Raw genomic sequence first — 25,448 nt, forward strand, 5'->3', positions numbered from 1 at the left:
GCCGGGCTGTGGCCGGCGACCCGGGCGTCGAGAGCACGAGGTGTCGCCTGCGCCGACGCGGCGCGTCGCCGGCCGCAGCCCGGACGTTCCTACTTCGGCACCTTCGCCGGCACGAACGGCGAGACCGGATCGCTGGCCGGGAAGGTTTCCTCCAGTGCCTCGTCCTGGTTGCGGCTCTCATGCTGCTTGCGCACGCGGCGCTGCAACTCGGTTTCCTCCTGCCTGTGCGCCGGTTCGCTGCCCGGCGGCGGGAGATCCTTGCGGTCGCGTGTGGCCATGGCCGGCATCTCGCGGATGGGGATCCCATGCTTGCGCCGGACGCCGAAAGGACGCGTGAGCCGGAGGTGATGCGGCCGTGATTCCGGTCGCCCCGTCACGACCGGATGACGTCCCGCGTGCCAGCGTGGCGGTCCCCCGCCGCCGCGAGATGACCGCCATGGCCCGCCCGATCTGGACCGGCACCCTGTCCTTCGGCCTGCTCAACGTGCCGGTGTCGCTGATGCCCGGCGAGCGCCGCACCGACCTGCAGTTCCGCATGCTCGATTCGCGCGACCGCAAGCCGGTGCGCTACGAGCGGGTCAACGCCGACACCGGCGAGGAAGTGCCGTGGAAGGACGTGGTCAAGGCCTTCGAGTACGACAAGGGCAGCTACGTCGTGCTGGAGGAGGAGGACATCAAGGCGGCCGCGCCGGAGAGCCACGAGACGGTGGAGGTGGAGGCCTTCGTCGACGCGACCGAGATCGACCCGCGCTTCTACGAGAAGCCCTACGTGCTGGTCCCGGCGAAAAAGGCCGAGAAGGGCTACGTGCTGCTGCGCGAGACCCTGCGCGGCAGCGGCCGGGTAGGCATCGCCCGGGTGGTGATCCGCACCCGCGAGTACCTGGCCGCGGTGCTGCCACAGGGTGACGCGCTGGTGCTGGAACTGCTGCGCTACCCGCAGGAGCTGGTCGACCCGGCCGACTACCCGTTACCGGCGGGCAAGCCCTCGGACTACCGGATCAGCGCCAAGGAACTGCAGATGGCCGAGCAGTTGATCGACTCGATGAGCGGCAAGTGGGCGCCGGGCGACTACAAGGATGAGTTCCGCGAGCGGCTGCAGGCGATCATCCGCAAGCGGATCAAGAGCAAGGGCGGCACCGCGCGGATCGAGGACGAGCCCGAGGCGCCGGAGGAGACCACCACCAACGTGGTCGACTTCATGTCGCTGCTGCAGAAGAGCCTGGCTGCCAAGCAGCGCACGCCGGCGAAGAAGACCGCCGCGCGGACCGCGAAGAAGGCGCCGGCCAAGAAGGCGGCGAAGAAGGCCGCGGCGAAGAAGGCGGCGCCGCGACGCAAGACCGGGTGAAGCCGTGTCGCTGCGCGACTACGCCCGCAAGCGCGACTTCGGCGCCACCCCGGAACCGCAGGGGGCGGCGCGCCGGCGCAGTGCGGACCGGCGCCCGGTCTTCGTGGTCCAGCTGCACCACGCCTCGCACCGGCACTACGACTTCCGCCTGGAGGCCGACGGCGTGCTCAAGAGCTGGGCGGTGCCCAAGGGCCCGTCGCTGCGGCCGGGGGAGAAGCGGCTGGCGGTGCAGGTCGAGGACCATCCGCTGGACTACGCCGACTTCGAGGGCGACATCCCCGCCGGCCACTACGGCGCCGGCCACGTCGACCTCTTCGACCGCGGCACCTGGGCCATCGATGGCGACCCGCTGGCGGCGATCGCCAAGGGCAAGCTCGACTTCGAACTGCACGGCGACAAGCTCAACGGCGCCTGGAAGCTGGTGCGCACCGGCCTGCAGGGCCGGCAGCCGCAGTGGCTGCTGATCAAGCGTAGCGACGCACACGCCGCGGACGTGGAGGCGGACGACCTGGTCGATGGCGCCGCGCCGAAGCGTCCCCGCGCCACCCGCACGGCCACGACCGCTCCCCCTGTCGGAGCCCGTCTTGCGGGCGACCCCACGCCCCCGGCCAAAGCAACGCTCAACGCGACCTCGCCGAAACGACGCACGTCCACCACCACCCGCCCATCCCCACGCAAGCAGGACGCCACCTGGCGCAAGCGCGCCCTGGCCCTGCCCGGCGCGCGCGCGCGGCTGCACCCGCCCGGCTTCGCCCCGGAACTGTGCACCCTGCGCGCAGCGCCGCCGGCCGGCGACGGCTGGCTGCACGAGATCAAGTGGGACGGTTACCGCCTGCTCGCCGACCTGGTCGAAGGCGAAGTCCGGCTGCGCTCGCGCAACGATCTGGACTGGACCGCGCGGGTGCCCGAGGTCACCCGCGCGGTCGAGGCGCTGCCGGTCTCCGACGCACGCCTGGACGGCGAGCTGGTGGTGCTTGACGCACAGGGCCACAGCGATTTCTCCGCGCTGCAGCGGGTGCTCGAAGGCAGTTCGCGGCAGCCGCTGCGCTACCTGCTGTTCGACCTGCCGGGCCTGGCCGGCGTGGACCTGGCGCGCGCGCCGCTGGCCGGGCGCAAGGCGCTGCTGCAGCGGCTGCTAGGCAAGCGTGCCGGCGTGCTCGCCTACAGCGACCACGTCGTCGGCCACGGCGCCGAGGTGCTGGCCGCCAGCGGCCGCGCCGGCTTCGAGGGCATCGTCAGCAAGCGCGTCGACGCGCCATATGCCGGCGGCCGTGGCCAGGACTGGATCAAGACCAAGCACGAGCAGGGCGACGAGTTCGTGGTGGTCGGCTACACCGCGCCGAAGGGCGCGCGCGGCCACTTCGGTTCGCTGCTGCTGGGCAGGCCCGAAGCTGGCGGCCTGCGCTACGTCGGCCGCGTCGGCAGCGGCTTCGGCGACGAGGCGCTGCGCGAGCTGTACCGCCGGATGCGGCCGCTGGCGCAGGGGCAGGCGAGCGTGGCGCTACCGGCGCACGTACCGTTCAGCGCGCGCAGCGTGCACTGGATCAAACCCGAACTGGTGGTCGAGGTCGCGTTCCGTGGCTGGGCCAAGGAAGGCCTGCTGCGCCAGGCCAGCTACCGGCGGCTGCGCGAGGACAAGGCCATGGCCGAGTTGACCGCTTCCTCCGATCGCGACGCCCGCACCGGCGTCGCCGCTTCCAAGCGCAGGACGCGCAGTGCCGCCAGCGACGACGGCAAGCGCGGCGAGGCACCGCCGCAGGGCGCAGAAGTGGCGATCAGCCATCCGGAACGCGTCGTCTACGCCGGCGACGGCATCACCAAGGGCCACGTCGCCGCCTATTACCGCGCGGTGGCGCGCTGGATCCTGCCCGAGCTGGCGCGGCGGCCGCTGTCGCTGCTGCGCTGTCCCGACGGCACCGGCGGCGAATGCTTCTTCCAGAAGCACCTCGGTCGCGGCTTCGGCCCGCAGGTGCACGCGCTGCCGCTGCGGCAGAAGAGCGGCGTGGAGGACTACCTCTACCTCGATGACGAGGCCGGGCTGCTGCAGCTGGTGCAGATGAACGCGATCGAGTTCCACCCCTGGGGCGCGACCGTGGACGATCCCGAGCGCGCCGACCGGCTGGTGTTCGACCTGGACCCGGGCGAGGGCGTGTCGTGGAAGCAGGTGCGCGACGCCGCCCGCGAGGTCCGCGCCCGGCTGCGCGAGGCCGGGCTGGACAGCTTCCTGCGCATGAGCGGCGGCAAGGGCCTGCACGTGGTGGTGCCGCTGGCCCCGGCCGTGCCCTGGGAACAGGCGCGCGATTTCTGCGAGGCCTTCGCCCGGGCCATGGCCGCGCACGCGCCGGAGCGCTACGTGGCCAGCATGCGCAAGGACCTGCGTGGCGGCCGCATCTTCCTGGACTGGCTGCGCAACACCCGCGGCGCGACCAGCGTGTGCGGCTGGTCGCTGCGCGCACGCGAACACGCCACGGTGGCCATGCCGCTGCGCTGGGAGGAGCTGGCGAAGATCGCCTCGCCCGGCGCCTTCACCCTGGACAAGGCACTGCAGCGCGCCGCACGACTGCGCAAGGATCCGTGGGACGGGATCGGCGCGATCCGGCAGGCGCTGCCCACGGCCTGACCGGCACCGGGTGCCGGAAGTCACTTTCGGCGGCCGCGCCATTGCCAGCCGCGGCCCGGCGGCCGAGCATGGCCGCATGCGCCAGATGCTCCGCACCCTGCTCCAGCCCCTGCCCCTGGCCGGGCTGCTGACCATCCTCACCGTCGGCTATTCGCTGCGCTTCGCGGAGCGCTCGCACCAGCCCGAGGCGCTGCTGCTGCTGGGCGTATTCCTGTTCCTGTTCGTGGTCCTGCAGCTGCTGCCGGAACCGCGGCGCCTGCCCCAGCATCTGGTGCTGCTGGCGATGCCGCCGGTGATCCTGGCCCTGAACGGGCTGTCCGTGCGCGTGGGCGCGTCGCAGGTGCTGCTGGTGATCTGGGCCGCCTGTACCTTCGCCGTCTGGAAGCCACGCACGGCCGCGCTGGCGGTGCTGCTGGTCAATGTGGCGTTCTACCTGCTGCTGCGCCGGACCGGCCTCGCCTCACCGTTGCCCATGGTCCTGATCAACATGGGCTTCCAGGCGCTGGCGGGCATCTGCATCCACTACGCGCGCTCGGCCGAGAGCTCGCGCGACGCGCTGGCACGGGTCAACGCCGACCTGCTGGCCACCCGCGCGCTGCTGGCCGACAGCGCGCGCAACGCCGAGCGGCTGCGCGTGGCCCGCGAACTGCACGACGTGGCCGGGCACAAGCTCACCGCGATGCGCCTGAACCTGCGTGCCCTGGCCACCGACCCGGCGCTGGCCCGGCGCGAGGAGATCGCGCTGGCCGAGCGCCTGTCCGGGGAACTGCTCGGCGACCTGCGCCAGGTGGTGCAGTCGCTGCGCGACGACCGCGGCCTGGACCTGGCCACCGCGCTGCGCGCGCTCGCCGCCCCCTTCCCGCGACCGGCGTTGCAACTCACAATCGCCGCGGACGTGCGCGTCACCGACCCGGCCGTGGCCGAGACGGTGCTGCGCCTGGCGCAGGAAGCGCTGACCAATGCCGCGCGCCATGCCGGCGCCGAGCGGGTGTGGCTGAGTATCGACAGCGGGGAAGACGGCTTGCGCATCGACATCCACGACGACGGGCAATGCAGCCCGCAGATCCGCGAAGGCAACGGCATGGCCGGCATGCGCGAGCGCCTGGCGGCGCTGGACGGGGCGCTCGAGGTCGGCCGCACCGCCGGCGGCGGACTGCGCCTGCGGGCAAGGCTGCCTGCGTGAACCCGGCACCGGAGCAACTGCGCGTCGCCCTGGCCGACGACCAGGCGCTGGTGCGCGCCGGCCTGCGCGCGCTGCTCGAACGGCTGGGGATTTCGGTCGCGTTCGAGGCCGAGGACGGGCAGGACCTGCTGGACGCGCTGCTGCTGCAGCGGGTGGACGTGGTGCTCAGCGACATCCGCATGCCCGGCCTGGACGGCATCGCCGCGCTGCGCGAACTGCGCGAGACCGGCGACCGCACCCCGGTCCTGCTGCTGACCACCTTCGATGACAGCGACCTGCTGCTGCACGCGCGCGAAGCTGGCGCGCAGGGCTTCCTGCTCAAGGACGCCGCGCCGGAGGACCTGCACGAGGCGATCGTCCGGGTGGCCGGCGGCGAGACCCTGCTGGCGCCGGTCAGCACCGACCCGGTGCGCGCCCGCTACCGCTTCCATGACGAGGCACCGCCGCACGACACCTTCGGCGAACGCGAGGTCGCGATCCTGCGCCTGCTCGCCGGCGGCTACTCCAACAAGGAGATCGCCCGCAGCCTGTTCCTGGCCGAGGGCACGGTGAAGAACTACGTGTCCACCATCCTCGACAAGCTCGGCACCCGCGACCGCACGCGCGCGGTGCTCAAGGCGATCACGCTGCGGATCATCTGAGCCGTACGGGCCGCCGATCGGAGGGCCGGCCGCGGGGATGTTTCTACATCGGCATCGGTAGCCGGCGCACGGAACGCGCCGGCTACTGCCGGGCCGGTTTACGGGAAGTCGGCGAACATCTTGGCCACGCCCGCCTCGATGGCGGCATGCTGCTTCTTCGGATCGCTCGACACGGTGTCGCTGGCGGTGCCGCGCCAGACCGCCTGCTTGGTCTTGGTGTCGAACATGTCCACGATCAGCGTGCCGACGGTATAGGTGCGCACCTGGGTGGTGGTGGCGCCCATGCCCACGCCGCCGTACCAGTGGGGACCCCAGCCCCAGCCGCCGAAGGCCGGCGCGGCGTACATCGTGTCCAGTGTCTGCTTCTGCTGGGTGGCCACGTGCGCGACCAGGGCCACGTCGCCGCTGGCGGACTCGGTCCAGCCCTTGGCGCGCAACTGGGCGTTGACGCTGTCGACGATGCGCTGCGCCACCAGCGGCGGCACGCCCTGCTGGTCCGGCTTGCTCAGCCAGGTATAGGTGCGGTAGCCGGCCAGGTTGGCCTGCGGATCGGCATCGGTATGCACGGTCGGGGTACTGGCGCAGCCGGCCAGCAGCAGGGCGAAGGCGGCGGTCAAGGCGAGATGCTTCATGGCTTGGCTCCTCTCTCTGGTGGTGCGGACAGTGGGGATCGGAAGGCTAAAGCGGCGTGACGACAGGCCGGCAGCGCCTGCGGGGATTGCGGCCGCCGCCGGCCCCGGGACGACGGCCCGATGGACGCGTCGCTCCGGTCAGTACGGTGGGTCGACCACGATGTACTGCACCGACGTGCCGACGTACTGCGGGCGGTACCAGGCATCGCCGCACTGCTGGTAGGTCACGTTGTCGAAGGTCGCCACCGTGCAGCTGGGTGGCAGCGAATAGACCACCGAGCCGATCAGCGCCGAGGTCGCCACCACGCCGGCGGTGAACGCGGCCGCGTCCCAGAACGGGTAGTCCCAGCCCCAGTAGGGCGGCGGCGGTAGCGGGTGCGGACCTGGGCCCGGATGGGGACCCGGGCCTGGGCCGGGACCCGGCGGATGCGGGTCGGGACCAGGCCCTGGCGGGTGAGGGCCGGGGCCTGGACCCGGATGCGGGCCGGGACCCGGACCCGGACCTGGGCCCGGACCTGGGCCCGGGTGCGGCGCCGGATGCGGATGCTGGATGCCTCCGCCATGGGCCCCGGGCATCCCGTGGATGCCGCCCGCCGGCAGGTTGATCGCCGGCCGCGCCATGCCGCGCACGCCCAGCCCGCCTCCGCCGAGGCGGGCATCGGCCGGTGGTGCGATCGTGCCCAACACCAGGCAGATCGCCGCCGCCATGCCGGCCAGCGGCCGAGACGCCCTGGAAGAACGAGGGTTCCGCTTGTCCATTTCAGCGCTCCTCGCCGGCGCTGCCGGCATTGGCGGGAACGAAGTCGATCCGCCGCGCATCGGCCGGCGGCTTGAATGCGAACGCCGCGTCGCCGGTCGCCGGGGCCTTGTCCCAGTGCAGGCGCGCGGTATACGACGGCAGCGCCGGATCGGCCTGGCTGGTGATCGCCACCTTGGCCGGCAGCGAGTCCTTGCGCGAGATCCAGACCTGCCAGTCCACGCCCGGTTGCCGGTAGGCGTAGTGGTCGGTCTGCTCGCCGTCCAGCAGCGCCGGGCCGACCAGGAATGCGGAAGTCACTTGCTCCAGCGGCGCCTGCGGGGTGCCCCACAGGAACAGGTCCGGCAGCGGGAACTCGATGCCCTTGGCCGCCACCTGCGTCACCAGCTCGCCGATGGTCGGCGGCACCGGATCGATCACCGCGTAGTACTTCAGCTTCGGCGACCACAGGGTCAGCGACTGGCCGTCGTAGTAGAACTCGCGCTGCTGCCGGTCGTTGCCGACGCTGGCGACGAAACGGTCCGGTGCGCGCACTCGCCAGGAGGCGTGGCCGTCCACCGACACCTTCTGCCCGCTGTCGGTGACGTAGTCGGTGCTGGTCTCCGCCTTCAGGCCGAAGCGGTCCAGACCGCGCAGCGCGGCACCCATCTTTTCCAGTGCGGCGATCGCCTCGGCGTCGCGGACCGGCGCGGCATCGCCCGGCGCCGCCGCGGGCGCTACCGGTGAGATCGCATCCGCGGCCGGCGCGGCCGCATCGTCCTGCCGCTGGCCGCAGGCCGCGACCGCGATCGACGCGGCCAGGGCCAGCAACGTGCATCGTGCTCGTGTCGGAACCATGTTCCTGCTCCAGGTTGGGACCCGATGCCAACAGGCCATCGGGCGGTACGACGGTGGTGCTCAGAAGCCGAAGCTGGCACTGACCAGCAGCGGCTCGCCCTCGAAGCGTCGCTCGACGCCGAACTCCTTCACGTAGCGCAACGACAGGTCCAGGTGCGCGCCGTCCTGCCACTTCTTGCCGTAGGTGAGCACCGGGCCGAGCCCGAACGAACGGCCGCGGAAGCCGTCGAGCCGGTCGGCGGTCGGACCGGAGTCGTCCTGGAGTTGCTGGATCCAGCCACCGACGCCACCGAAGCCCCAGCCGCTGGCGGTGCGCTTGACCAGCAGCGCGTCCAGGCGCCAGACCAGGCCGTTCTTGTAGTCGGTGTCGTCGTTCTTGCTGTACCAGTCCACCGCGCCCAGCGCGCTGAACTCCAGGGTGCCGTTCTGGAACAGGTGGGTGTAGCCGACGCCCGGCGAGACGGTCCACACGTTGAGGCCCGGGTTGGCCAGCCGATTGGGGTCGTAGTCGGCGGTCGGCGCGTAGACGTACAGGCCGAACGACCAGTGCTCGACCTGGCTTACGTGGTAGCTGGCGATCACCGGCGCGAAGTACAGGTCGAACAGGCCCGAAGCGCTGTCCTGCACCTGGCGGCGTATGTCGCCGACGGCGAGCGTGGCGGTCACGTCCGGCATGATGTAGGGCACGGTCAGCATCGAGGCGTAGTTCCAGCGGCCTTCGCCGGTGGGCCAGACGTAGACGCCGGTGGCACTGAACAGGTCGACGTCCGCTTCCAGCCCCAGCGCGACCTGGCCGGCGATGGGCGCCTCGCGGCTGGCGCCGAGCCGGCCGTCGTAGCTGACGTAGCCCAGCGTCCACTGGAAGCCTGGCTCCGGCGGCACGATGCCGGCATAGGACGTGATCTGCATGCCGGTGATCGAGCGGCCCATTGCGCCCTCGGTGGCCGAGGCGTGCCCGGCCAGCAGCGCCGCCGCGGCCAGCCATGGCGCGAGCCGGCATGCGGCGCGTCTCCGCGGGAATATCGTCTGCCCTGGATGTCGGTTCATGTCGCTCGCCTTCCGCGTCGGTCGGGGAGGGGAATGTTCACGGCGTGGTAATGAGGCCGAGCCGGGTGGCCTCGCGCACCAGCTCGATGCTGTTGCGTGCGTTCATGGCCTGCATCAGCGCGTGCCGGTGGGCCTCGACCGTGCGCACCGACAGGCCCAGCCGCGCGGCGATCTCGCGCGAGCGCAGGCCTTCGGCCAGCAGGGTCAGCACGGTCTTCTGGCGGGCGGTGAGTGCGGGCCGCGAGGAGCGACCGATCACGCTCCGCCACAGCGCCGGACTGACGTAGGCACCACCGGCCAGCACTTCGCGCATCGCCTGCAGCAGTTCCTCGCCGGCAGCCGCCTTGAGCACGTAGCCGCGCGCGCCGGCGTCGAGCGCCTCCTCCACCATCGCCGGCTCGTTGTGCATTGTCAGGAACACCACCGGCGCCATCGATCCGGCCTGGCGCAACTGGCGCAGGGCCTCGATCCCGCTCATGTCCGGCATGGCGATGTCGGCGATGACGATGTCGGGCCGTTCCTCCAGCACCGCGTCCACCAGCGCGTTGCCGTTGGACAGGATCGCCAGCAGTTCGTAATCGGGTGCCAGCAGCCGGGCCACGCCTTCGGCCACGATCTGGTGGTCGTCGGCGAGCAGGACGCGCGGACGGGCGGCGCTTGCGATGACCGCGGTCATGGCCTGGCCTCGCGCGGGATGCTGGCCCGGACCTGGGTTCCCGCCCCAGGATTGGAGACGATGATGATCCGCCCGCCCTGCAGCGCAGCCCGCTCCTGCATGCTCAGCAGGCCCAGCCCGCCGGCAAGGTAGATCTGTTCGAGGTCGAAGCCGATGCCGTCGTCTTCCACCACCAGCAGGTAGCCGTCCCCGCCGGCTTCCAGCTGCACGCGGATGTGCCGCGCCTGCGAATGCGCGATCGCGTTGCGCAGCGCCTCCTGCGCGATGCGGTACATGCACACCGTGGCCTCGGTACCCGGCCGGGATGTACCGGGCTCCCACTCGTAGAGGATCTGTCCGTCCCAGCGCTCGGCCGCCTCGCGCACGAGCACGTCCAGCGCGGCGCCCAGCCCGACGTGTTCCAGCAGACCCGGATGCAGGTTGTGCGAGATCCGCCGCACGTCCTCCGACAGCCGGAGCATGGACAGGTGCAGTTCGTCCAGGCCGCTGGCGACCGGGTCCGGCGACAGCCGCTTGAGGCTGCTGACGGCGATGGCCAGCGAGGCGATCTGCTGGTTGACGTCGTCGTGCAGTTCGCGCGCGATGCGCGAGCGTTCTTCTTCCTGTCCCTGCATCAGCCGCCCGGCCAGGCTGCGTGCATGGCGATGGCTGGCCGTGAGCAGCAGGCGCACCGATTCGTACTGCCGCGAGACGATCGCCAGTGCATGAACCAGGAAGCCGACCGCAAGCAGCCAGAGCTGGACGACGTGCGCGTTCATCTGCTCGCCGTCGAAGCGGAACTGGCCGCCACCGTAGACCCCCATCCAGGCCGCCGGCACCGACACCAGGAACAGCGCCAGTGCCGCACCCGGCGAACCGAAGCGCATCGCCGCCAGCATGATCAGTGGAACCGGCGCGAACAGCAGCAGCGGCAACAGCACACTGGACGCAGGCACCAGGATCCACAGCCCGATCGACAGCAGCAGCAGCCCGATGGCGATGAGCATTGCCTCGGCCACGCGTGCCCACCGCTGGAAAACATCACGCCCCTGGATTCCGGCGAACGCCAGAAGCATCGTCCCGATCAGCAGGTAGCCCATCGCGAAGTTGGGCGCAAGCGAAAGCCACAGGTCGAGCAGGCTGAAACCCGGGCGGAATCCGCTGCTGTGCACCAGGGCCGCAGTGGTCAGGCCGGTGACGGCCGGTACGAGCAGGACGGCCAGCAGAAAATAGCGGCTGAAGCCCGGGACCGTGTCGAATATCCGGCCATTCCCGCCTTGCAGATAAAGCGCCACCAGCACCACGCCGATGAAATTGGGCAGGTAGATACCCAGGGCCTGGAGGAGCGACGCCTGCCTCCAAAGGGCCACGCAGACGCACCCCGCGAGAACACCGGACAGCCAGGCCGGCCATTCACGGCGAGGACGCAGGACCAGGATGGCCAACAGGACTCCACCCGGAATCCATGCGAAGGAGAAGTTGACCGGCCGGATCCAGAGCTTGAACGAGATGAACTGCCCGACCAGGCCGACCAGGAATGCCGCGGCCAGCATCAGCACCTGTCCCAGCCAGCCGACCCGGGGAAAGGCGGGGGAGCCCTCCTTGCCCGGCGTCGCCAACTCGCGCACGTCGCTGGCCGGTACGTTTGCCATTGCCCATCAACCCTTGTGCGCCTGCGTGGCCGGATGCGACGACCCGGCATCGCGCTCGCGGATCTCGGCCACGTCGCGCTCGAGGAAGTAGTTCAGGAACGTGCGGATCGCTGCGATCGCGCCGAGCTGGCCGATCGCCTCCCACGAGGGCGCGATCGAGGACTCGATGATGTCCGCGGCCAGCTGGAAGGTCAGTCCGGCCACCAGCCAGCGCGCGTAGTTCAGCCACAGCGCTCGGCGCCTGTGACCGTCCTTCTCGCGTGACAGCACCATGCCGACCACCGCGATGAAGGTGTACACGGTGGCCCCGGCGATCAGCAGCAGCGCCATCAGGTCGATGGCGGCGATCACCGGTTCGCTCAGCGCGTACAGCCATTCCCTCAGCATGGCTCATCCCTCCCCGGGCTCGCGGACGATGCAGCGAAAGCCGACGTGCGAGGTCGAGGTATCGACCGGCTGCGCCATCCGCGCCGCCGGCCGGTAGCGCCGGCAGTAGTTCGGTGCGCAGGCGTGCGAGCCGCCCTTGGTGACCCGGCGCGGGATGCGCAGCTGCGGCGTGCGCGGGTCGGCGCTGTCCTCGGCGCTGCCGCCGCGCGGGTTGTCCAGGGTGCAGCAGGTGCGCTGGATGCGGCCATGGTCCTGGTACCAGTCCACGGTCCATTCCCAGACGTTGCCGATCATGTCGAACAGGCCGTAGCCATTGGCCGGGAATGCGCCGACCGGCGAGGTCCACGGATAACCGTCCAGCGCCTGCTGCTCCCACGGAAATTCGCCCTGCCAGGTGTTGGCCATGTAGCGCCCGTCGGGCACCAGCTCGTCGCCCCAGGCGAACTCGCTGCCGTCGCTGCCGCCCTTGGATGCGTACTCCCATTCGGCCTCGGTCGGCAGCTCCTTGCCGGCCCAGCGCGCGTAGGCCAGCGCATCCTCGTAGGCCACGTGCACGACCGGGTGGTCTTCCAGGCCTTCGATCGAACTGTCCGGCCCACGCGGATGGCGCCAGTCGGCGCCGGGGACGTACTGCCACCAGTTGTAGTGGTTGCGCAGGTCCACCCGCCCCGGTGGCGGCATCAGTACCACCGAGGCCGGCGCCAGCAGCGCCGGGTCGGCGCCGGGATAGTCGTCCGGGTCGACAGGCTTCTCGGCCAGGGTGACGTGGCCCGTCTCGGCGACGAAGCGCGCGAACTGGCGGTTGCTCACCAGGTGCCGGTCGATCCAGAACCCGTCCACCCGCACCTTGTGGGCCGGCTTCTCCTCCGGGTAGTGGTGGTCCGAGCCCATGGTGAAGGTGCCGCCAGGCACCTTCACCATCTCGTCGAGGACCGGTGGGCGGTTGGTCTCGATGTTCATGGCCGAACAGGATCCTTCCTCGTCCGAGGCGCCCAATATCCGTCAGCGGCCCGGCCTTGTCGAATGGGCGAACGGAGACCGACCGCACAGGCGATTTCCTCGCGCGAATCGATGCCGGATGTGTCGTGTACCACGTCGCTCTCCCGTTGTTGAGCAATTGCCCTCGCGTACGAGGGCAGCGGTTGATGCTCAGTCGACGAAAACCGTTGTCCAGTCGTTCTTCACGCTCGCCACCGCCCAGCCGTTTTCATTGGCTGCCTGCAGCAGCTTCTCGGCGCCCGCGGTGTACGCCGGCTCGCGCTCGCCGTCGTCGTGGTGCACGACCAGCGCCAGCGATGCGGGCGCGTCCCAGGTCGTGGCCTTGAGCATCGGCAGGTCGCCGTTGGCGTTGCCGGCCGCGAACACCGGCCGCGCGCCGATCCGGCTCCAGATGCGCGCGACCTTGGTCGGGCCGTCGTCGAACACCTCCAGCTTCGGCGTGTGGTACAGGCCCGGCCTGCCCTCGGCGTCTTCGCGGTATTCCAGTTCGACGCTCGTGCCGACCACGCGCTCCGGCGGCACTCCGTAGAGTTCGCGAGCAATCGGGCGTATGAAGTCGCGGCCGCCGCCGGAAACGATGTAGCTGGTGAAGCCATTGTCGGCCAGGTAGCGCAGCAGCTCGCGCATCGGCGCGTAGGCCGTCTTGAGGTTGGGGCGCTTGAGCACCGGATTCTCCGAATTGCGCAGGAATGCTTCGGCCTTCGCCGCGAAATCCTCCACACGCTCGCCGGCATAGGCCGACAGCAGCCCCGCCGCCATCACCTTCAGGTCGCTGTCGTCGCCGCCGTAGTGCTTGGTGATGGCGTTGCCCAGCCACGCATGGTCGTTCTCGACCACCGCCTTCCAGGGTTGTTTCGCGCCCAGCAATGGATCGGCCTTGACCTGCTCGGCGAGCTTGCCGAACAGGAAGCCGGTCTGGATCGGGAACGGCTGCTCGCACCACAGGGTGCCGTCGTTGTCGAACACGGCGATGCGCGCCTCGGGCGGCAGGTGGTCCGGCGAACCCTCGGCGGTCACGCGCTGCACGAAATCGACGATCGCGGTCCGGGTCGGACTGTCCTTCCAGCTGGGGAGCACGCTTGCGGTCATGGAAGTCGTATCTCCTGTTCTGCGGTCATTGCATCGGCTGGGCTTCGGGGAACTTCCAGCAGCCGTCGCTCATGGCCGGAGAAGCCCTTCGCGGTCGCGCTGCTCATCATCAATTCTTCGCCCTGCGGACTGGTCGTGCAGTTGTGGTGAAGGAGGCCCGGCGTCTTACTTCAAGACCGCTCCACATCGGGCAACTTGTAACTTCCGTCGAGGATCGGGCCTGTCGGAACATAGGCGCGGACCAGGAGCGCGAACTGCTCGCCGGGAGCAGGCAGCCAGTTGGCCTTGTCATCTTGGTCAACCGGTTCCTCGTGTGAAAGCACCAATGTCAGCGAACCGTCGGCGGCAAATCGGAGTTCGTTGGCGTCGAGGTTCACGCTGCCGATGTTGTGCCGCCCGTTCGGGCTGGTCGGCATCATGAAATAGTCGCGGTCGTACATGGTGAGCGACCAGAAGCCGCCGCGCGCGCGATCGACGGGCGGCAGCTGGTCCTTCTCGAAACGCATGGTGTAGCGGTAGCGCCCCTGAAGCAACTCACCCTTCGCGTCGACACCACGGATAAAATAGGTGGCCTCGTGATAGTCGTTGACGAAGATGTAGATCGCGGCTGCCTGCGCGCGCCCGAACCAATCGGTTCCCCACGTTCCGCCGTTTTCCTGCCGCTGCCAGCCATTGCCGCAGTCGACTCCCACCTGCTCGTAGCGGGCACCCTCGTACAGCTCGGTGTCGGCGGCGAGCGCCGCGCGATCGAGCAGGCCCTTCCAGCGAGGATCACTCTTGCGCAATGCGATCAGGGTGCGCGCCTGCTCTGCCATGGCCGCGTCGTCGGGACCCACCTTCGGATTGGCATCGAGCGCCTTCTCCAGTTCCTCCCAGAAGGTGTCGCCATGGACAGGCCGGTTGCGGAGAAGGTCGGGGTCGGCCGCCAGCATCTCGGCGGTCAGGTCCTTCGGGTAGACCTTGTTGCGCGCGCTCGCCTCGCAGTCGAACTCACGCCGCCCCGGGGCGTCCTCGCTCAGGGGCGTCGCGCCCATCTGGTTGAGCACCGCCCGCGCCCGGGCCTTTGCCTCGGCCGTGCGCGCCGCGAAACTGCGGGCCATGATCACGGCCAGGTTGGTCGGCGATCGCAATACCCTTGCGAACCCAGGTGGCGCGTCGCCCGTCCAGTCCGGACCGACCAGCAGGTACTTGCCGGCCGGCGTGGCGGACGCAGAGCCCAGCTGGTGGGTGACCGTGGTGAACGCGTCGACGATCTGGATCGTCCAGTAGTGGCCTTCGGGCACGTCCGCCGGTGTCTGCACCACCACCGGTTCCTCGCCGAGATCCGCGAAGCAGGCGCCGTAGATCGTGTCGTTGTTGGGCGTAACGATCTTGCGCTGCGCAGCCGGCAGGTAATCGTCGACATAGCCCATGCGGTTCTTGGGCGACCCCGGGAACAGACCCATTGCCATGCCTGCGCCGTGACCTTTCATCAGCTCCCATGTGCCGGTACGGCCGAACACGTTCACCAACGCATGGCCCCAGATGTAAACGACGCGGGCAAGCGCCTCCACGTAACGCTCGTTGGCCAGGACCGCCGGCGCGCCGGCCCCGTTCCTGAGCCCGGGATTGGCCGGATTCAAGGATCGCGAGCGGTAGGGGACGGCCTGGGATTCGTTCGCGGTCGCCATGATGATCTCCGGGTGCGCCTGGCCGATGACCAGGGTCGAAAGGTGGCCAGGTCTGCGGAGGCAGCCCGGCCCGGTCTCATTTCTTCATGCGTTCGAAGTCGCCGGGCTCAGTCCCTGGCCAGCGCCGCGGCGAACCGCCGCTCGATGTCGATGTAGGCGTCGTCGGCCACGTCGTAGATCACCTTGATGACCCGGCCGCCCTTGAAGGGGAAGCCCGGCGGGTACTCCTTCGACACCGGGTCGCCGCTGTCGTAGCCGACGGCCAGGCCCTCGCCCGCCAGCGAGTAGTGGCCGCTGTTGGTGCGCATGTCGGCGCTGCCGATGGCCTCGTCATCCACGTACAGCGTCGTCGTGCCCAGCGTTTCGTTCTTCTCGCTGATCGAGGCCTTCTTGAACTCGACGCCGACGACGTGCTTGCCCGGCGCCGGCACCGGGCCGGCGAGCTTCTGCTCGGGCGGGATGCCGAGGAAGTTGTAGACGAAATTGAGCTTGTCGTCCTTGACGAACAGGGTATAGCCGCCGAAGCGCGAGCCCTGCGATACGACCACGCCCTGCGAATCGGCGGTGAACTCGACCTCGGCCAGGATCTTGAACGACGCGCCCAGCGTCCTCGCGGCCGAAGCCTCGGGCACCTCCGTCGTACCCGGATAGTAGACGTAGCGGCCGTCCTCGGGCGGCGCCACCTTGTACTCCAGCGAATGGATGCCGACCACACCATAGTCGTTGAGCGGCAGGGCGTTGTACTTCTCCGCCTCGGCCAGCCAGAGCGCGGCCAGTTCCTTGACCTTCTCCGGATGCCTGTCCGCCAGGTCGTGCGCCTCGGCGCGGTCCTCGTCGGTGTGGAACAGCTGCCAGCGGTCCTGGTCGAACTTGCCGGTGTTGATCATCGGGCCGTGTTCCGTGGCCGCCTTCCAGCCCTTGTGCCAGATGCCGCGCGTGCTGAGCATCTCGTAGTACTGGGTTTCCTTGCGTGTGGGCGTCCCGGCATCGTCGAAGCTGTAGCGCATCGATACGCCGTGGAGCGGCGCCTGCTTTACGCCTTCCACGACGTCCGGGAACCGGATTCCGCAGCATTCGAGGATGGTGGGCACGATGTCGGTGCAATGGTGGTATTGGTTCCGCACCTCGCCCCTGGCCTTGATGCCCTTCGGCCAGTGCACGACCAGCGGGTCGCAGGTGCCTCCTGCGTATTGGGAATAGCGCTTGAACATCCGGTACGGCGTGCTGAATGCGACCGCCCAGCCGGTGGGATAGTGGTTGTAGGTGTCGGGCGAACCGAGCCGGTCGATCATCGCCAGGTTCGACTCGATGTCATCGGGATAGCCGTTGAAGAACCGGTTCTCGTTGACCGATCCGTCGGGGCTGCCTTCGCCGGAGGCACCGTTGTCGGCGCAGTAGAGGATCAGCGTGTTGTCCAGCTGGCCCGATTCCTCCAGGTAGTCGACCAGGCGCCCGATCTGCACGTCGGTGTATTCCGAGAACGCCGCATACACCTCGGCCATCCGGCTGAACAGGCGCTTCTCGTCGGCCGACAGCGTGTCCCAGGGCCGCACGCCATCAGCCTCCACGAACGTGCCGTCGCTCATCGGGTTGAACGGGGTCAACGCGGTGCCGTCGGGCAGGATGCCCTTCTCGATCATCCGCGCCAGCACCCACGTCCGGTAGGCGTCGTAGCCATCGTCGAACTTGCCCTTGTACTTGTCGATGTACTCCTGGGGCGCGTGGTGCGGGGCGTGGTTGGCGCCGGGGCACAGCCACAGGTACCAGGGCTTGTCGGCGCGCGACTGTCGGGTGTCGCGGATGAAGCCGATCGCCTTGTCGACGATGTCCCGCGAGAAGTGGTAACCCTCCTCGGGCATGTATGGCTGCTGGACGAAGTGGTTGTCCTCGATCAGTTCCGGGTACCACTGGTTGGTCTCGCCGCCGATGAAGCCGTAGAAGCGGTCATAGCCCAGCCCCAGCGGCCAGTGCTTGCGGTTTGCGCCGATGTCGAAGGCGTCCACCGGCACGTTGTGGTTCTTGCCGACCCAGAAGGTGCTCCATCCCGCGTCGCGCAGGACCGTGGCGATGGTCGCGTTCTCCGGCGGGATGTGGCCGGCATAGCCGGGGAACCCGGCCGCCGACTCGGCGATCGTGCCGAAGCCATTGGAGTGGTGGTTGCGGCCGGTCAGGAAGCACGAGCGGGTGGGCGAGCATACCGACGTGGTGTGCCATTGCGTATACGTCAGTCCGTTCTTCGCCAGCCTGTCGAGGGTAGGCATCTCGATCCGGCCGCCGTACGGCGACCAGGCCGCCTGGCCCGTATCGTCGTACAGGATCACCAGCACGTTGGGCGCGTCCTTCGGCGCCTTGGCGTCGAGGAAGGCTTCCCAGTCCGGTTCCGAATCGCGGATGTCGAGGCTGATGGTTCCGTTGAACGTCCGGCTCATGTCCGTCTCCACTTCAGTCGGGGAAGCCCGCCGGGCAGCAGCGGCGGGCCGATGCGATGCATGCACATCCGTTCAGTCGCCTGCGGCAGCCTCACTCATCTTCGCCATTGCGTCATCGATGGTGAAGCTGTTGGGCTTCTGGACGGCCGGGAATTCCTTGAACGTCTCCGCGAACTTCCCGGCGACCGCCTGTACGGCATAGATGAGGAAAGCGTGCTGCATCATCCAGTCGTTGTAGGTGTTGGAAGTGACCGTCGCGAACTCGTACGGATCGGTACGCAGGTTGTAGAGGACCGGCGCACGCAGTCGAACGAATGGATCCCGCCAGACGGCAAGCCCCCCCGCGGTACGCTGCTCCATGAAGGTGACCTTCCAGTTGTCCATGCGTACGGCCAGCACGTCGCCGTCGTCACTGAAGTAGAAGAAGAAATTGCGGGGACTCTTCTTCTCCTTGCCGGTGATGTATCCGAGCAGGCTCACGCCATCGATGTGGTTCTTGTACGTGCGGCCGATGGCCTTGTAGCCCTTCTTCAGCTTGTCGACGACGTCGGGCGCGCCGGCCATGTCGAGGAAGGTGGGGAGCCAGTCGTGGTGCTGGACGATCTCGTTGCTGACCGACCCGGCCTCGACGCGGCCGGGCCAGCGCACGATCAGCGGGACCCGGAACGCGCCCTCCCAGTTGGTGTTCTTCTCGCTGCGGAACGGGGTGGTCCCCGCATCCGGCCAGGAATTGCGGTGCGGACCATTGTCGGTCGAGTACTGCACGAAGGTGTCGTCGGCGACCCCGATCTCATCCAGGAAGTCCAGCATCTGGCCCACGTTCTTGTCGTGGTCGACCATCGTGTCGTGGTAGGCGGATTGCCAGCGCCCCGCCTGGCCGCGGCTCTTGGGCTTGGTGTGCGTGTACAGGTGCATGTGGGTGGTGTTCAGCCACACGAACCAGGGCTTGCCGGCCTTCTCCTGCCGCTTGATGAAATCCTTCGCCGCCGCAACGAAGTCGTCGTCGCAGGTCTCCATCCGCTTGCGCGTGAGCGGCCCGGTATCCTCGATCTTCTGCTTGCCGACCCTGCCCCAGCGCGGATGCGTCGTGGCGTCGTCCTTGTCCGTGGCCCACGAGTGGAGCACGCCGCGTGGCCCGAAGGTGTCGCGGAACTTCGGGAAATCCGTGGCCGGCGGATAGTCCTCCATCTCCGGCTCTTCCTCGGCGTTGAGGTGGTAGAGGTTGCCGTAGAACTCGTCGAACCCGTGGTTGGTGGGCAGCATGTGGTTGAGATCGCCCAGGTGGTTCTTGCCGAACTGGCCGGTGGCGTAGCCCTGCTCCTTGAGCAGGGCAGCGATCGTCACCAGCTTCTCGCTCATGCCGACCGGCGCGCCCGGCAAGCCCACCTTCGACAGGCCCGTGCGGTACACGCTCTGGCCGGTGATGAAGGACGAGCGGCCGGCGGTGCAGCTCTGCTCGCCGTAGCTATCGGTGAAAATCATGCCTTCGCGCGCGATGCGGTCGATGTTGGGCGTCCGGTAGCCCATCAGGCCGTGCGAGTAGCAACTCAGGTTCGAGATGCCGATGTCGTCGCCCCAGATGACCAGGATGTTCGGCTGCTTCCTGGCGGAACCGCCCGCCTTGCCCGTCGCCGGCTTCGCGGACTTCGCGGACTTCGTTGTTTCTTTCGCCCTCACCATTTCCGTATCTCCTTGAACTGGCTTGCGTTGCCGCCGATGGGTGCGCGTCCACCGACAAGGCGGAGGGAGCGCTTTCCTTGTGGTTGCGACCGGGACGGGCTTTACCCGAACGGCGCGATGCCGAACACCATGCTGACGATGGCAAGCAGCCCCAGCACTAGTAGTGCCAGCGCGGTCAGCAGGGTGAACGAGAGGGGATACCGCGACTCGCCATGGATCAGGCCATCGCCAGTCATGGCGCTGCGCTCGGCGCGCAGTTCCTTCATGTAGTTGACGTGGTAGACGATGCCCAGCACCAGCATCGCGATGCCGAGCGCGACCAGCGATACGCCGAAGTTGCGAGGCGCCTCGCTGCCGAGCTTGACCCCGGGCACGTCCACCAGCTTGGCGAAGACCTGGTAGATGGTGAAGCCGAAGCCGATCAGCGACAGCGAGGTGCGGATCACCGACATCAACGTGCGCTCGGCGCTGAGCCGGGTGCGCTGGAACGACATGCCGGTGCGGCGCATCGACATCTCGGTACGCTCGGTCGACAGATCGGTGCGGTGCATCGACAGGTCCGTGCGGTATTCGGACAGGTCGGTGCGATGGTCGGACAGCCCGGTGCGGTGGTGCGAAAGCTCGGTGCGGTAGGCCGAGTATTCGACCGAGGCCATGTCCGAATTGGATTTGTCGACCGTGGGAACCGGCGGCAACTGCCATTCCGGAAGCCGCGCGGGTCGCGCGGGCAGCACATCGTCCCGCACCGAAGGGGAACCCACCGGTATCGCTTTGCCGATCGAAGCCATGCAATGCACCCCTTCTGCCAGGGAACAAGGGAACGGGATCAGTCCGGCTTGATGAATTTCCTGGCGATGCGCGTGACCGGACCGCGCAGGACCAGGTACGGCAGGAAGCCGAGCACGATGGCGATGACGAATGTCTCCACCGGATAGCGGAAGCCGCCGAACACCCTGAACTGGTAGATCACATCCATGCCCACGCCCAGCAGCAGGATGCGCGCGGTCGCGCTGACGCCTTCGCGCCAGGCGCGCTTGCGCTCCGCCGGTTCTGCGTCGCGCATGTGCACGTAATACGGCTGGCGGCCAGCCCTGGCGTCCTTGATCCCGTCGCGCAGCGCCATCAGCAGCGCCATGGTCGGCTGCAGGAAGAAGCGGAACGTCATCGGTCCGTCGGAGCGGCCGACCATGTCGGCCCAGAACCGGTGAGGGATATCCAGAAACGCATCCATGGCGTGCTCCTGGTTCGGCTGCGCAAGGGTCGTCCTTACCTGCATCCGCGACAAGCGGATTTACCCCGAGTGGCGGCTAGGTATTTCCACCGTGGCCGCGCGCAAACCGGAGGCGCAATATGCGCCGGCACGGAGCGGCGCGCAACAGCGGGAATAGGCAACACGTGCAGCGTTTTTCGGTGGTCATGCTTAATGCTTCACACCGGCTTTCACGCCACTTTTACAAAGCGCGTCGTCATCGCGAATAACGCTGGAGGATCACGCCATGGAACGTCGTCCGCTGTTCTTCAGCGTGCTGCTGGTGGCGGGATGGTCTGCCTGCACTGGCGCCCAGGCACAGGCCGGCGGAAGCGTGGACGAGATCGCCAGGAAGCTGCAGGATCCGGGCGCGGCAATGGTGTCGGTGCCGTTCCAGTACAACTACCTCGGCTCGGCCGGCCCGGGTGGCGACTACGACAACCAGCAGTTCAAGGTGCAGCCGGTGATACCGTTCGTCGGCGAGCGCGGCAAGTTCCTGCTGCGGCCGATCCTGCCCTACCAGTGGAACGAGTTCCCCGAACGCAGGCACGGCTTCGGCGACCTGTTCGTGCAGGGCTACTACATCCCCACGCATCCCGGCCAGGAGAGGGCGACCGAGATCGGCTTCGGTGCGGCGGCCATGATCGATACCGCCGGCCACGACAGCCTGGGTACCGGCAAGTACTCGCTGGGACCGGCCTTCATCCTGGTGCACAAGGCCGGCAAGTGGACCCTGGGCATGCTCGGCAACCACCTGTGGTCGGTCGGCGGCGACCGCGACCGCGATGACGTGGTGATCACCAACGTGCAGCCATTCGTGGCCTACAGCCTGCCCAAGGGCTGGGCGATCAACTCGACCTCGGAGATCTCCTACAACTGGGAGGCCGCATCGGGCGACCGCTGGACGGTGCCTCTGGGCCTGACCGCGTCCAAGGTCGTGCCGATCGGACGGATGCCGGTCAGCTTCGGCTTCGGCGGCTTCTACAACGTCGAGCGGCCCGAGTACGCCAACCGCTGGACCGCGCGCCTGTCGGTGACGCTGGTATTCCCCGAATAGGTGGAGCGGCAACGTGCGTGTGGCCGCCGCCCTACTGGCCAGCGGCCGCCATCGTTCATGCAGGATCCGGCTTGCGCCCGGCACCGCGATGCCATGGAATCCTGCCGAGCGACCGTATGCCATTCGGGTGGACACACGTGAAGAGCAGGCCGATTTCCCCGCTTCTCCTCGCCGGCCTGCTCGCCCTGTTCGGCGGCCTGCCGCCCGAGCCGGCCGTCGCCGCCGAGCCCGGCCGGTCCTGCCCGCAGCGCGACGGTGACCTTACCCGCCCGCGCATAGGCCTGGCCCTGGGCGGCGGCGGCGCGCGCGGCATGGCCCACATCAGCGTGCTGCGCAAGCTGGAGGAATTGCGCATCCCGGTGGACTGCATCGCCGGCACCAGCATGGGCTCGCTGGTCGGCGGGCTGTACGCGGCGGGCGTGCCGCTCGAGGATATGGAGAAGCTGGTCCTGGAGACGGACTGGAAGCGGCTGTTCGACGATTCGATCCCGCGCCAGCAGCGCTCCTACCGGCGCAAGCAGGACGATCGCGACGGCGTGGCCACGATCGGCGTCGGCATCAGCGGCGGCCGGGTGCGAGTGTCGCCGGGCGTGCTGCAGGGCGAGCGGATCCTGTCGCTGTTCGAGCGCCAGACCCTGGCGGTCAGCACCACCCATGACTTCGACCGGCTGCCGATCCCGTTCCGCGCCATCGGCACCGACCTCAACACCGGCCAGCCGGTCGAGCTGGGCTCCGGCAGCCTGGCCGAGGCGATGCGTGCCTCGATGTCGCTGCCCGGCATCTTCCAGCCGGTGGAGATCGACGGCCGCGTGCTGATCGACGGCGGCATCGCCGAGCAGGTACCGATCGACACGGTGCGGCGGATGGGCGCCGATATCGTCATCGCCGTGGACGTGGGCACGCCATTGGCCGAACTGGGCAGCGACGCCAGCGTGCTGCAGGTGATTTCGCAGCTGACCGGCATGCTGACCGTGGGCAACACCCACAGTTCCACTGCGCGGCTGGGCGAGGGTGACGTGCTGATCGTGCCGGCGCTGGGCAGCGAGGTGGCCACGGCCGATTTCCAGAAGGCGGCCGAGGCGCTGCGCATCGGCGATGCCGCCGCCGCCGCGGCGGTGCCACGGCTGGCCGGGCTGCCCCGCTGGCGCGGCGCGGCACCGGTGCCGCAGGTGGACCAGCGGCCGATCGTCGTGCAGTACGTGCGCCTGGAGAACGAGAGCCGCTACGACGACGCGGTGCTCGCCGGCATCATCGACATCCCGGTGGGCCAGCCACTGGACGCGGGGAAGCTGGAAGAAGCGACGCTGCGCGCGTACAGCCAGGGCACTTTCGCCAGCGTCACCTACGCGGTCGAGCGCGACGCCGACGGGCGCACCGGGGTGGTGGTGCGGGCGCGCGAGAAGCCGCAGGGACCGAACTACCTGCAGGCCGGCTTCCGACTGGAGACCGACTTCAGCGGCACCTACGAATCGAGCCTGCGCCTGGCCCTGCTGCGTTCGCCGGTCACTGCCTACGGCGCCGAGGCGCGGGTGCTGGTCGGCCTGGGCAGCGAACCGACGGTGCAGGGCGAGTACTACCACCCGTTCGATCCGCAGGCGCGCTGGTACTTCTACGGCCGGCTCGGCGCGCAGAGCAGCACCGTGCCGGTGTTCGGCCCGGACGGCGACCGCATCGCCACCTACGATGCGCAGGTGGCCGGCGTCCTGCTCAGCCTGGGCAGGACGTTCGGTCTGTATGGCGCAGCCGAGGTTGGCGTCGAACGCAGCAGCGGCGAGGCGGAAGTGGAGGTCGGCAACCCGGCGCTGCCGGACGTGGATGTCGGCACCGGCGCCTGGTTCGCCTACGCCGCGGTGGACCGGCTCGACAGCCTGTACTTCCCGCGCCAGGGCTACTGGGGCCGGATCAGCTACCGCGCCACCGCCGACTGGCTCGGCGGCTCGTCCGAGTTCGAGGAAGCCGGCCTGGACCTGCTGGGCGCGCTGCCGTTCGGCCGCCACGCGCTGCAGGCCGGGCTGGCCTACCACAGCACCCTGTCCGGGTTCCTGCCGCTGCACGAGCGCTACCGGATGGGCGGCCGCGGGCGGCTGGTGGGCTTCCACTACAACGAGCTGACCGGGCAGAACTACGCGGTGGTGATGGTCGGCTACAGCTACCAGCTGGCCTCGGTGTTCAGCCGCTCGGCGGTGGTCGGCTCGACCCTGGAATACGGCAACGCCTGGGAGCGGCGCAGCGACATGGACTGGGGCGACGGCGTGCTCAACGGCAGCGTGTACCTGGGCTTCGACTCGTGGATCGGGCCGATGCTGTTCGGTTACGGCATGCGCGAGGGCGGGCGGGGACTGCTGTTCCTGGAGATCGGCAAGCCGTTCTAGGAGAGGTCGGCAGTTCGCATCTGCCCGTCATTCCCGCGAGGCGGCAGGCGCTTTCCCCAGCCGCGCCTCCCGGAAGCACGAGGCGCCGGCAATGTGCGCGCATCGGGCGGACGTGGAACGCTGATTCCGGTGGATCGCCTTGCCGCGGGATCGCCGCCTGCCTACGCTCGGCGACGTCCCGGCGCTGTGCCGCCAGTTCCTTCCGGAGCCGTCCATGATCCGCAATCCGCCTTCCCTGCTGATGGCCGCGCTGATGGCCGGCGCCGCACTGGCCGGCTGTTCGGAGCCGCCGCCTGGGCCCGCGCCGGACGCCGCCGCCGCGCAGCCGGTCGCCGATGCGGACGTCTTCCGCTTCCGCATCGGCGCGCTGGAGGCGGTCGCGCTGAAGGACGGTGACATCGAACTTGCCAACGACGGCTCGGTCTTCGGTGTCGGCCAGCCGACCGACCAGGTGGCCGCGCTGCTGACCGAAGCGGGGCTGCCGGCCGACACCCTGCACCTGAGCATCCAGCCGCTGCTGGTCCGCAGCGGCGCGCGGATCCTGCTGTTCGACACCGGCGCCGGGGACGCGGACTTCGCCCGCGCCGGCCGCCTGCCTGCCTCGCTGCGGCAGGCGGGCGTCGATCCTTCCGAAGTCACCGATGTCTTCGTGTCGCACGCGCACCCGGACCACATCGGCGGGCTGCTGACCGGCGAAGGCGCACCCGCCTTCCCGAATGCCGCCATCCATCTCTCCGCGCCGGAATGGTCGGCGCTGCAGGCGCGTGCCGGCGCTGCCGCGCTGGTGGCGGCGATCGCACCGCAGGTCGCGGCCTTCGAGCCAGGCGCGGCGATCATTCCCGGCGTGGTCGCCGCGGTGGCCGTGGACGGCCACACCGCGGGACACAGCGCCTACGAGATCGGGTCGGGCGACGAGCGCCTGCTCTATGTCGGCGACACCGTGCATCACCACGTGGTCTCGGTGCGACGCCCCGAGTGGACGCTGCAGTTCGACGGCGACGCGCCGGTGGCCGAAGCCAGCCGGCGCGCGCTGCTGCAGCGCGCCGCCGACGAAGGCCTGCGCATCCATGCGGTGCACTTCCCGTTCCCGGGCCTGGGGCATGTCCAGGCCGGCGACGACGGTTTCGTGTGGGTGCCCGAAGGCTGA

Annotated in this window: 22 protein-coding genes; 7 read left to right on the plus strand and 15 right to left on the minus strand. The window is 69.1% G+C overall.

The window, feature by feature from the left end:
* Positions 1-89: 89 nt before the first annotated feature.
* On the minus strand, positions 90-278 hold the full coding sequence (locus tag WQ53_RS07755; protein WP_052633982.1) for a hypothetical protein: 189 nt from the start codon (positions 276-278) through the stop codon (positions 90-92).
* Positions 279-436: 158 nt separating this feature from the next.
* Between WQ53_RS07755 and WQ53_RS07760 the strand changes: the two genes are divergently transcribed.
* The 4 genes from WQ53_RS07760 (at position 437) to WQ53_RS07775 (ending at position 5,789) form a co-directional block, all read left to right on the plus strand.
* A complete protein-coding gene (locus WQ53_RS07760) occupies positions 437-1,345 on the plus strand; it encodes a Ku protein (RefSeq protein ID WP_052633983.1) in 909 nt (302 codons plus the stop codon).
* A 4-nt stretch (positions 1,346-1,349) separates the two neighbouring features.
* The gene (gene ligD / locus WQ53_RS07765) at positions 1,350-3,965 is read left to right on the plus strand and encodes a DNA ligase D (protein WP_052631616.1); all 2,616 of its coding nucleotides are present in this window, start codon (positions 1,350-1,352) and stop codon (positions 3,963-3,965) included.
* Between the two features lie 76 nt (positions 3,966-4,041).
* Positions 4,042-5,148: a sensor histidine kinase gene (locus tag WQ53_RS07770; RefSeq protein WP_052633984.1), complete on the plus strand. Its 1,107-nt coding sequence runs from the start codon at positions 4,042-4,044 to the stop codon at positions 5,146-5,148.
* Entirely contained in the window at positions 5,145-5,789 is a 645-nt protein-coding gene (locus WQ53_RS07775; RefSeq protein WP_236685926.1) for a response regulator transcription factor, read from the plus strand. Before WQ53_RS07770 ends, WQ53_RS07775 begins: the two co-directional genes overlap by 4 nt.
* A gap of 98 nt (positions 5,790-5,887) precedes the next feature.
* Here WQ53_RS07775 and WQ53_RS07780 read toward each other — a convergent pair whose 3' ends face one another.
* The 14 genes from WQ53_RS07780 to WQ53_RS07840 form a co-directional block, all read right to left on the minus strand.
* Positions 5,888-6,421 carry a DUF4136 domain-containing protein gene (locus WQ53_RS07780; RefSeq protein WP_052631619.1) on the minus strand — a complete coding sequence of 178 codons (534 nt, stop codon included), beginning with the start codon at positions 6,419-6,421 and terminating at the stop codon, positions 5,888-5,890.
* Positions 6,422-6,559: 138 nt separating this feature from the next.
* Positions 6,560-6,727 carry a hypothetical protein gene (locus WQ53_RS17205; protein ID WP_158497822.1) on the minus strand — a complete coding sequence of 56 codons (168 nt, stop codon included), beginning with the start codon at positions 6,725-6,727 and terminating at the stop codon, positions 6,560-6,562.
* A gap of 454 nt (positions 6,728-7,181) precedes the next feature.
* Complete coding sequence (locus WQ53_RS07785; protein WP_144409266.1) at positions 7,182-8,015, minus strand: DUF2092 domain-containing protein; 834 nt, start codon at positions 8,013-8,015, stop codon at positions 7,182-7,184.
* Between the two features lie 60 nt (positions 8,016-8,075).
* Positions 8,076-9,062, minus strand: a complete 987-nt coding sequence (locus WQ53_RS07790) for a SphA family protein (protein ID WP_082112907.1) — start codon at positions 9,060-9,062, stop codon at positions 8,076-8,078.
* A gap of 37 nt (positions 9,063-9,099) precedes the next feature.
* Positions 9,100-9,738, minus strand: a complete 639-nt coding sequence (locus WQ53_RS07795) for a response regulator (protein ID WP_082112908.1) — start codon at positions 9,736-9,738, stop codon at positions 9,100-9,102.
* Complete coding sequence (locus WQ53_RS07800) at positions 9,735-11,369, minus strand: sensor histidine kinase (protein WP_052631625.1); 1,635 nt, start codon at positions 11,367-11,369, stop codon at positions 9,735-9,737. The genes WQ53_RS07795 and WQ53_RS07800 overlap by 4 nt, the downstream gene beginning before the upstream one ends.
* 6 nt (positions 11,370-11,375) lie before the next feature.
* The gene (locus tag WQ53_RS07805) at positions 11,376-11,756 is read right to left on the minus strand and encodes a DUF1622 domain-containing protein (RefSeq protein WP_052631626.1); all 381 of its coding nucleotides are present in this window, start codon (positions 11,754-11,756) and stop codon (positions 11,376-11,378) included.
* Between the two features lie 3 nt (positions 11,757-11,759).
* A complete protein-coding gene (locus WQ53_RS07810; protein ID WP_052631628.1) occupies positions 11,760-12,716 on the minus strand; it encodes a formylglycine-generating enzyme family protein in 957 nt (318 codons plus the stop codon).
* A 189-nt stretch (positions 12,717-12,905) separates the two neighbouring features.
* Positions 12,906-13,844: an HAD family hydrolase gene (locus WQ53_RS07815; protein WP_201774035.1), complete on the minus strand. Its 939-nt coding sequence runs from the start codon at positions 13,842-13,844 to the stop codon at positions 12,906-12,908.
* A 170-nt stretch (positions 13,845-14,014) separates the two neighbouring features.
* A complete protein-coding gene (locus WQ53_RS07820) occupies positions 14,015-15,514 on the minus strand; it encodes a DUF1254 domain-containing protein (protein WP_052631630.1) in 1,500 nt (499 codons plus the stop codon).
* 107 nt (positions 15,515-15,621) lie between these two features.
* A complete protein-coding gene (locus WQ53_RS07825; protein WP_052631632.1) occupies positions 15,622-17,943 on the minus strand; it encodes an arylsulfatase in 2,322 nt (773 codons plus the stop codon).
* A gap of 72 nt (positions 17,944-18,015) precedes the next feature.
* Entirely contained in the window at positions 18,016-19,623 is a 1,608-nt protein-coding gene (locus WQ53_RS07830; protein ID WP_082112909.1) for an arylsulfatase, read from the minus strand.
* A 101-nt stretch (positions 19,624-19,724) separates the two neighbouring features.
* Complete coding sequence (locus WQ53_RS07835; protein WP_236685927.1) at positions 19,725-20,318, minus strand: YidH family protein; 594 nt, start codon at positions 20,316-20,318, stop codon at positions 19,725-19,727.
* A gap of 131 nt (positions 20,319-20,449) precedes the next feature.
* On the minus strand, positions 20,450-20,854 hold the full coding sequence (locus WQ53_RS07840; protein ID WP_052631636.1) for a hypothetical protein: 405 nt from the start codon (positions 20,852-20,854) through the stop codon (positions 20,450-20,452).
* Between the two features lie 265 nt (positions 20,855-21,119).
* Here WQ53_RS07840 and WQ53_RS07845 point away from each other — a divergent pair, with 265 nt between their 5' ends.
* From WQ53_RS07845 to WQ53_RS07855, 3 genes are all read left to right on the plus strand, one after another.
* Positions 21,120-21,929, plus strand: coding sequence for a hypothetical protein (locus tag WQ53_RS07845; protein WP_052631638.1), 810 nt, complete (start codon positions 21,120-21,122; stop codon positions 21,927-21,929).
* Positions 21,930-22,066: 137 nt separating this feature from the next.
* Positions 22,067-24,301, plus strand: coding sequence for a patatin-like phospholipase family protein (locus WQ53_RS07850; RefSeq protein ID WP_236685928.1), 2,235 nt, complete (start codon positions 22,067-22,069; stop codon positions 24,299-24,301).
* Positions 24,302-24,515: 214 nt separating this feature from the next.
* Positions 24,516-25,448: an MBL fold metallo-hydrolase gene (locus WQ53_RS07855; protein WP_052633989.1), complete on the plus strand. Its 933-nt coding sequence runs from the start codon at positions 24,516-24,518 to the stop codon at positions 25,446-25,448.

Source organism: Pseudoxanthomonas suwonensis, assembly GCF_000972865.1.
GTDB lineage: Bacteria > Pseudomonadota > Gammaproteobacteria > Xanthomonadales > Xanthomonadaceae > Pseudoxanthomonas > Pseudoxanthomonas suwonensis_B.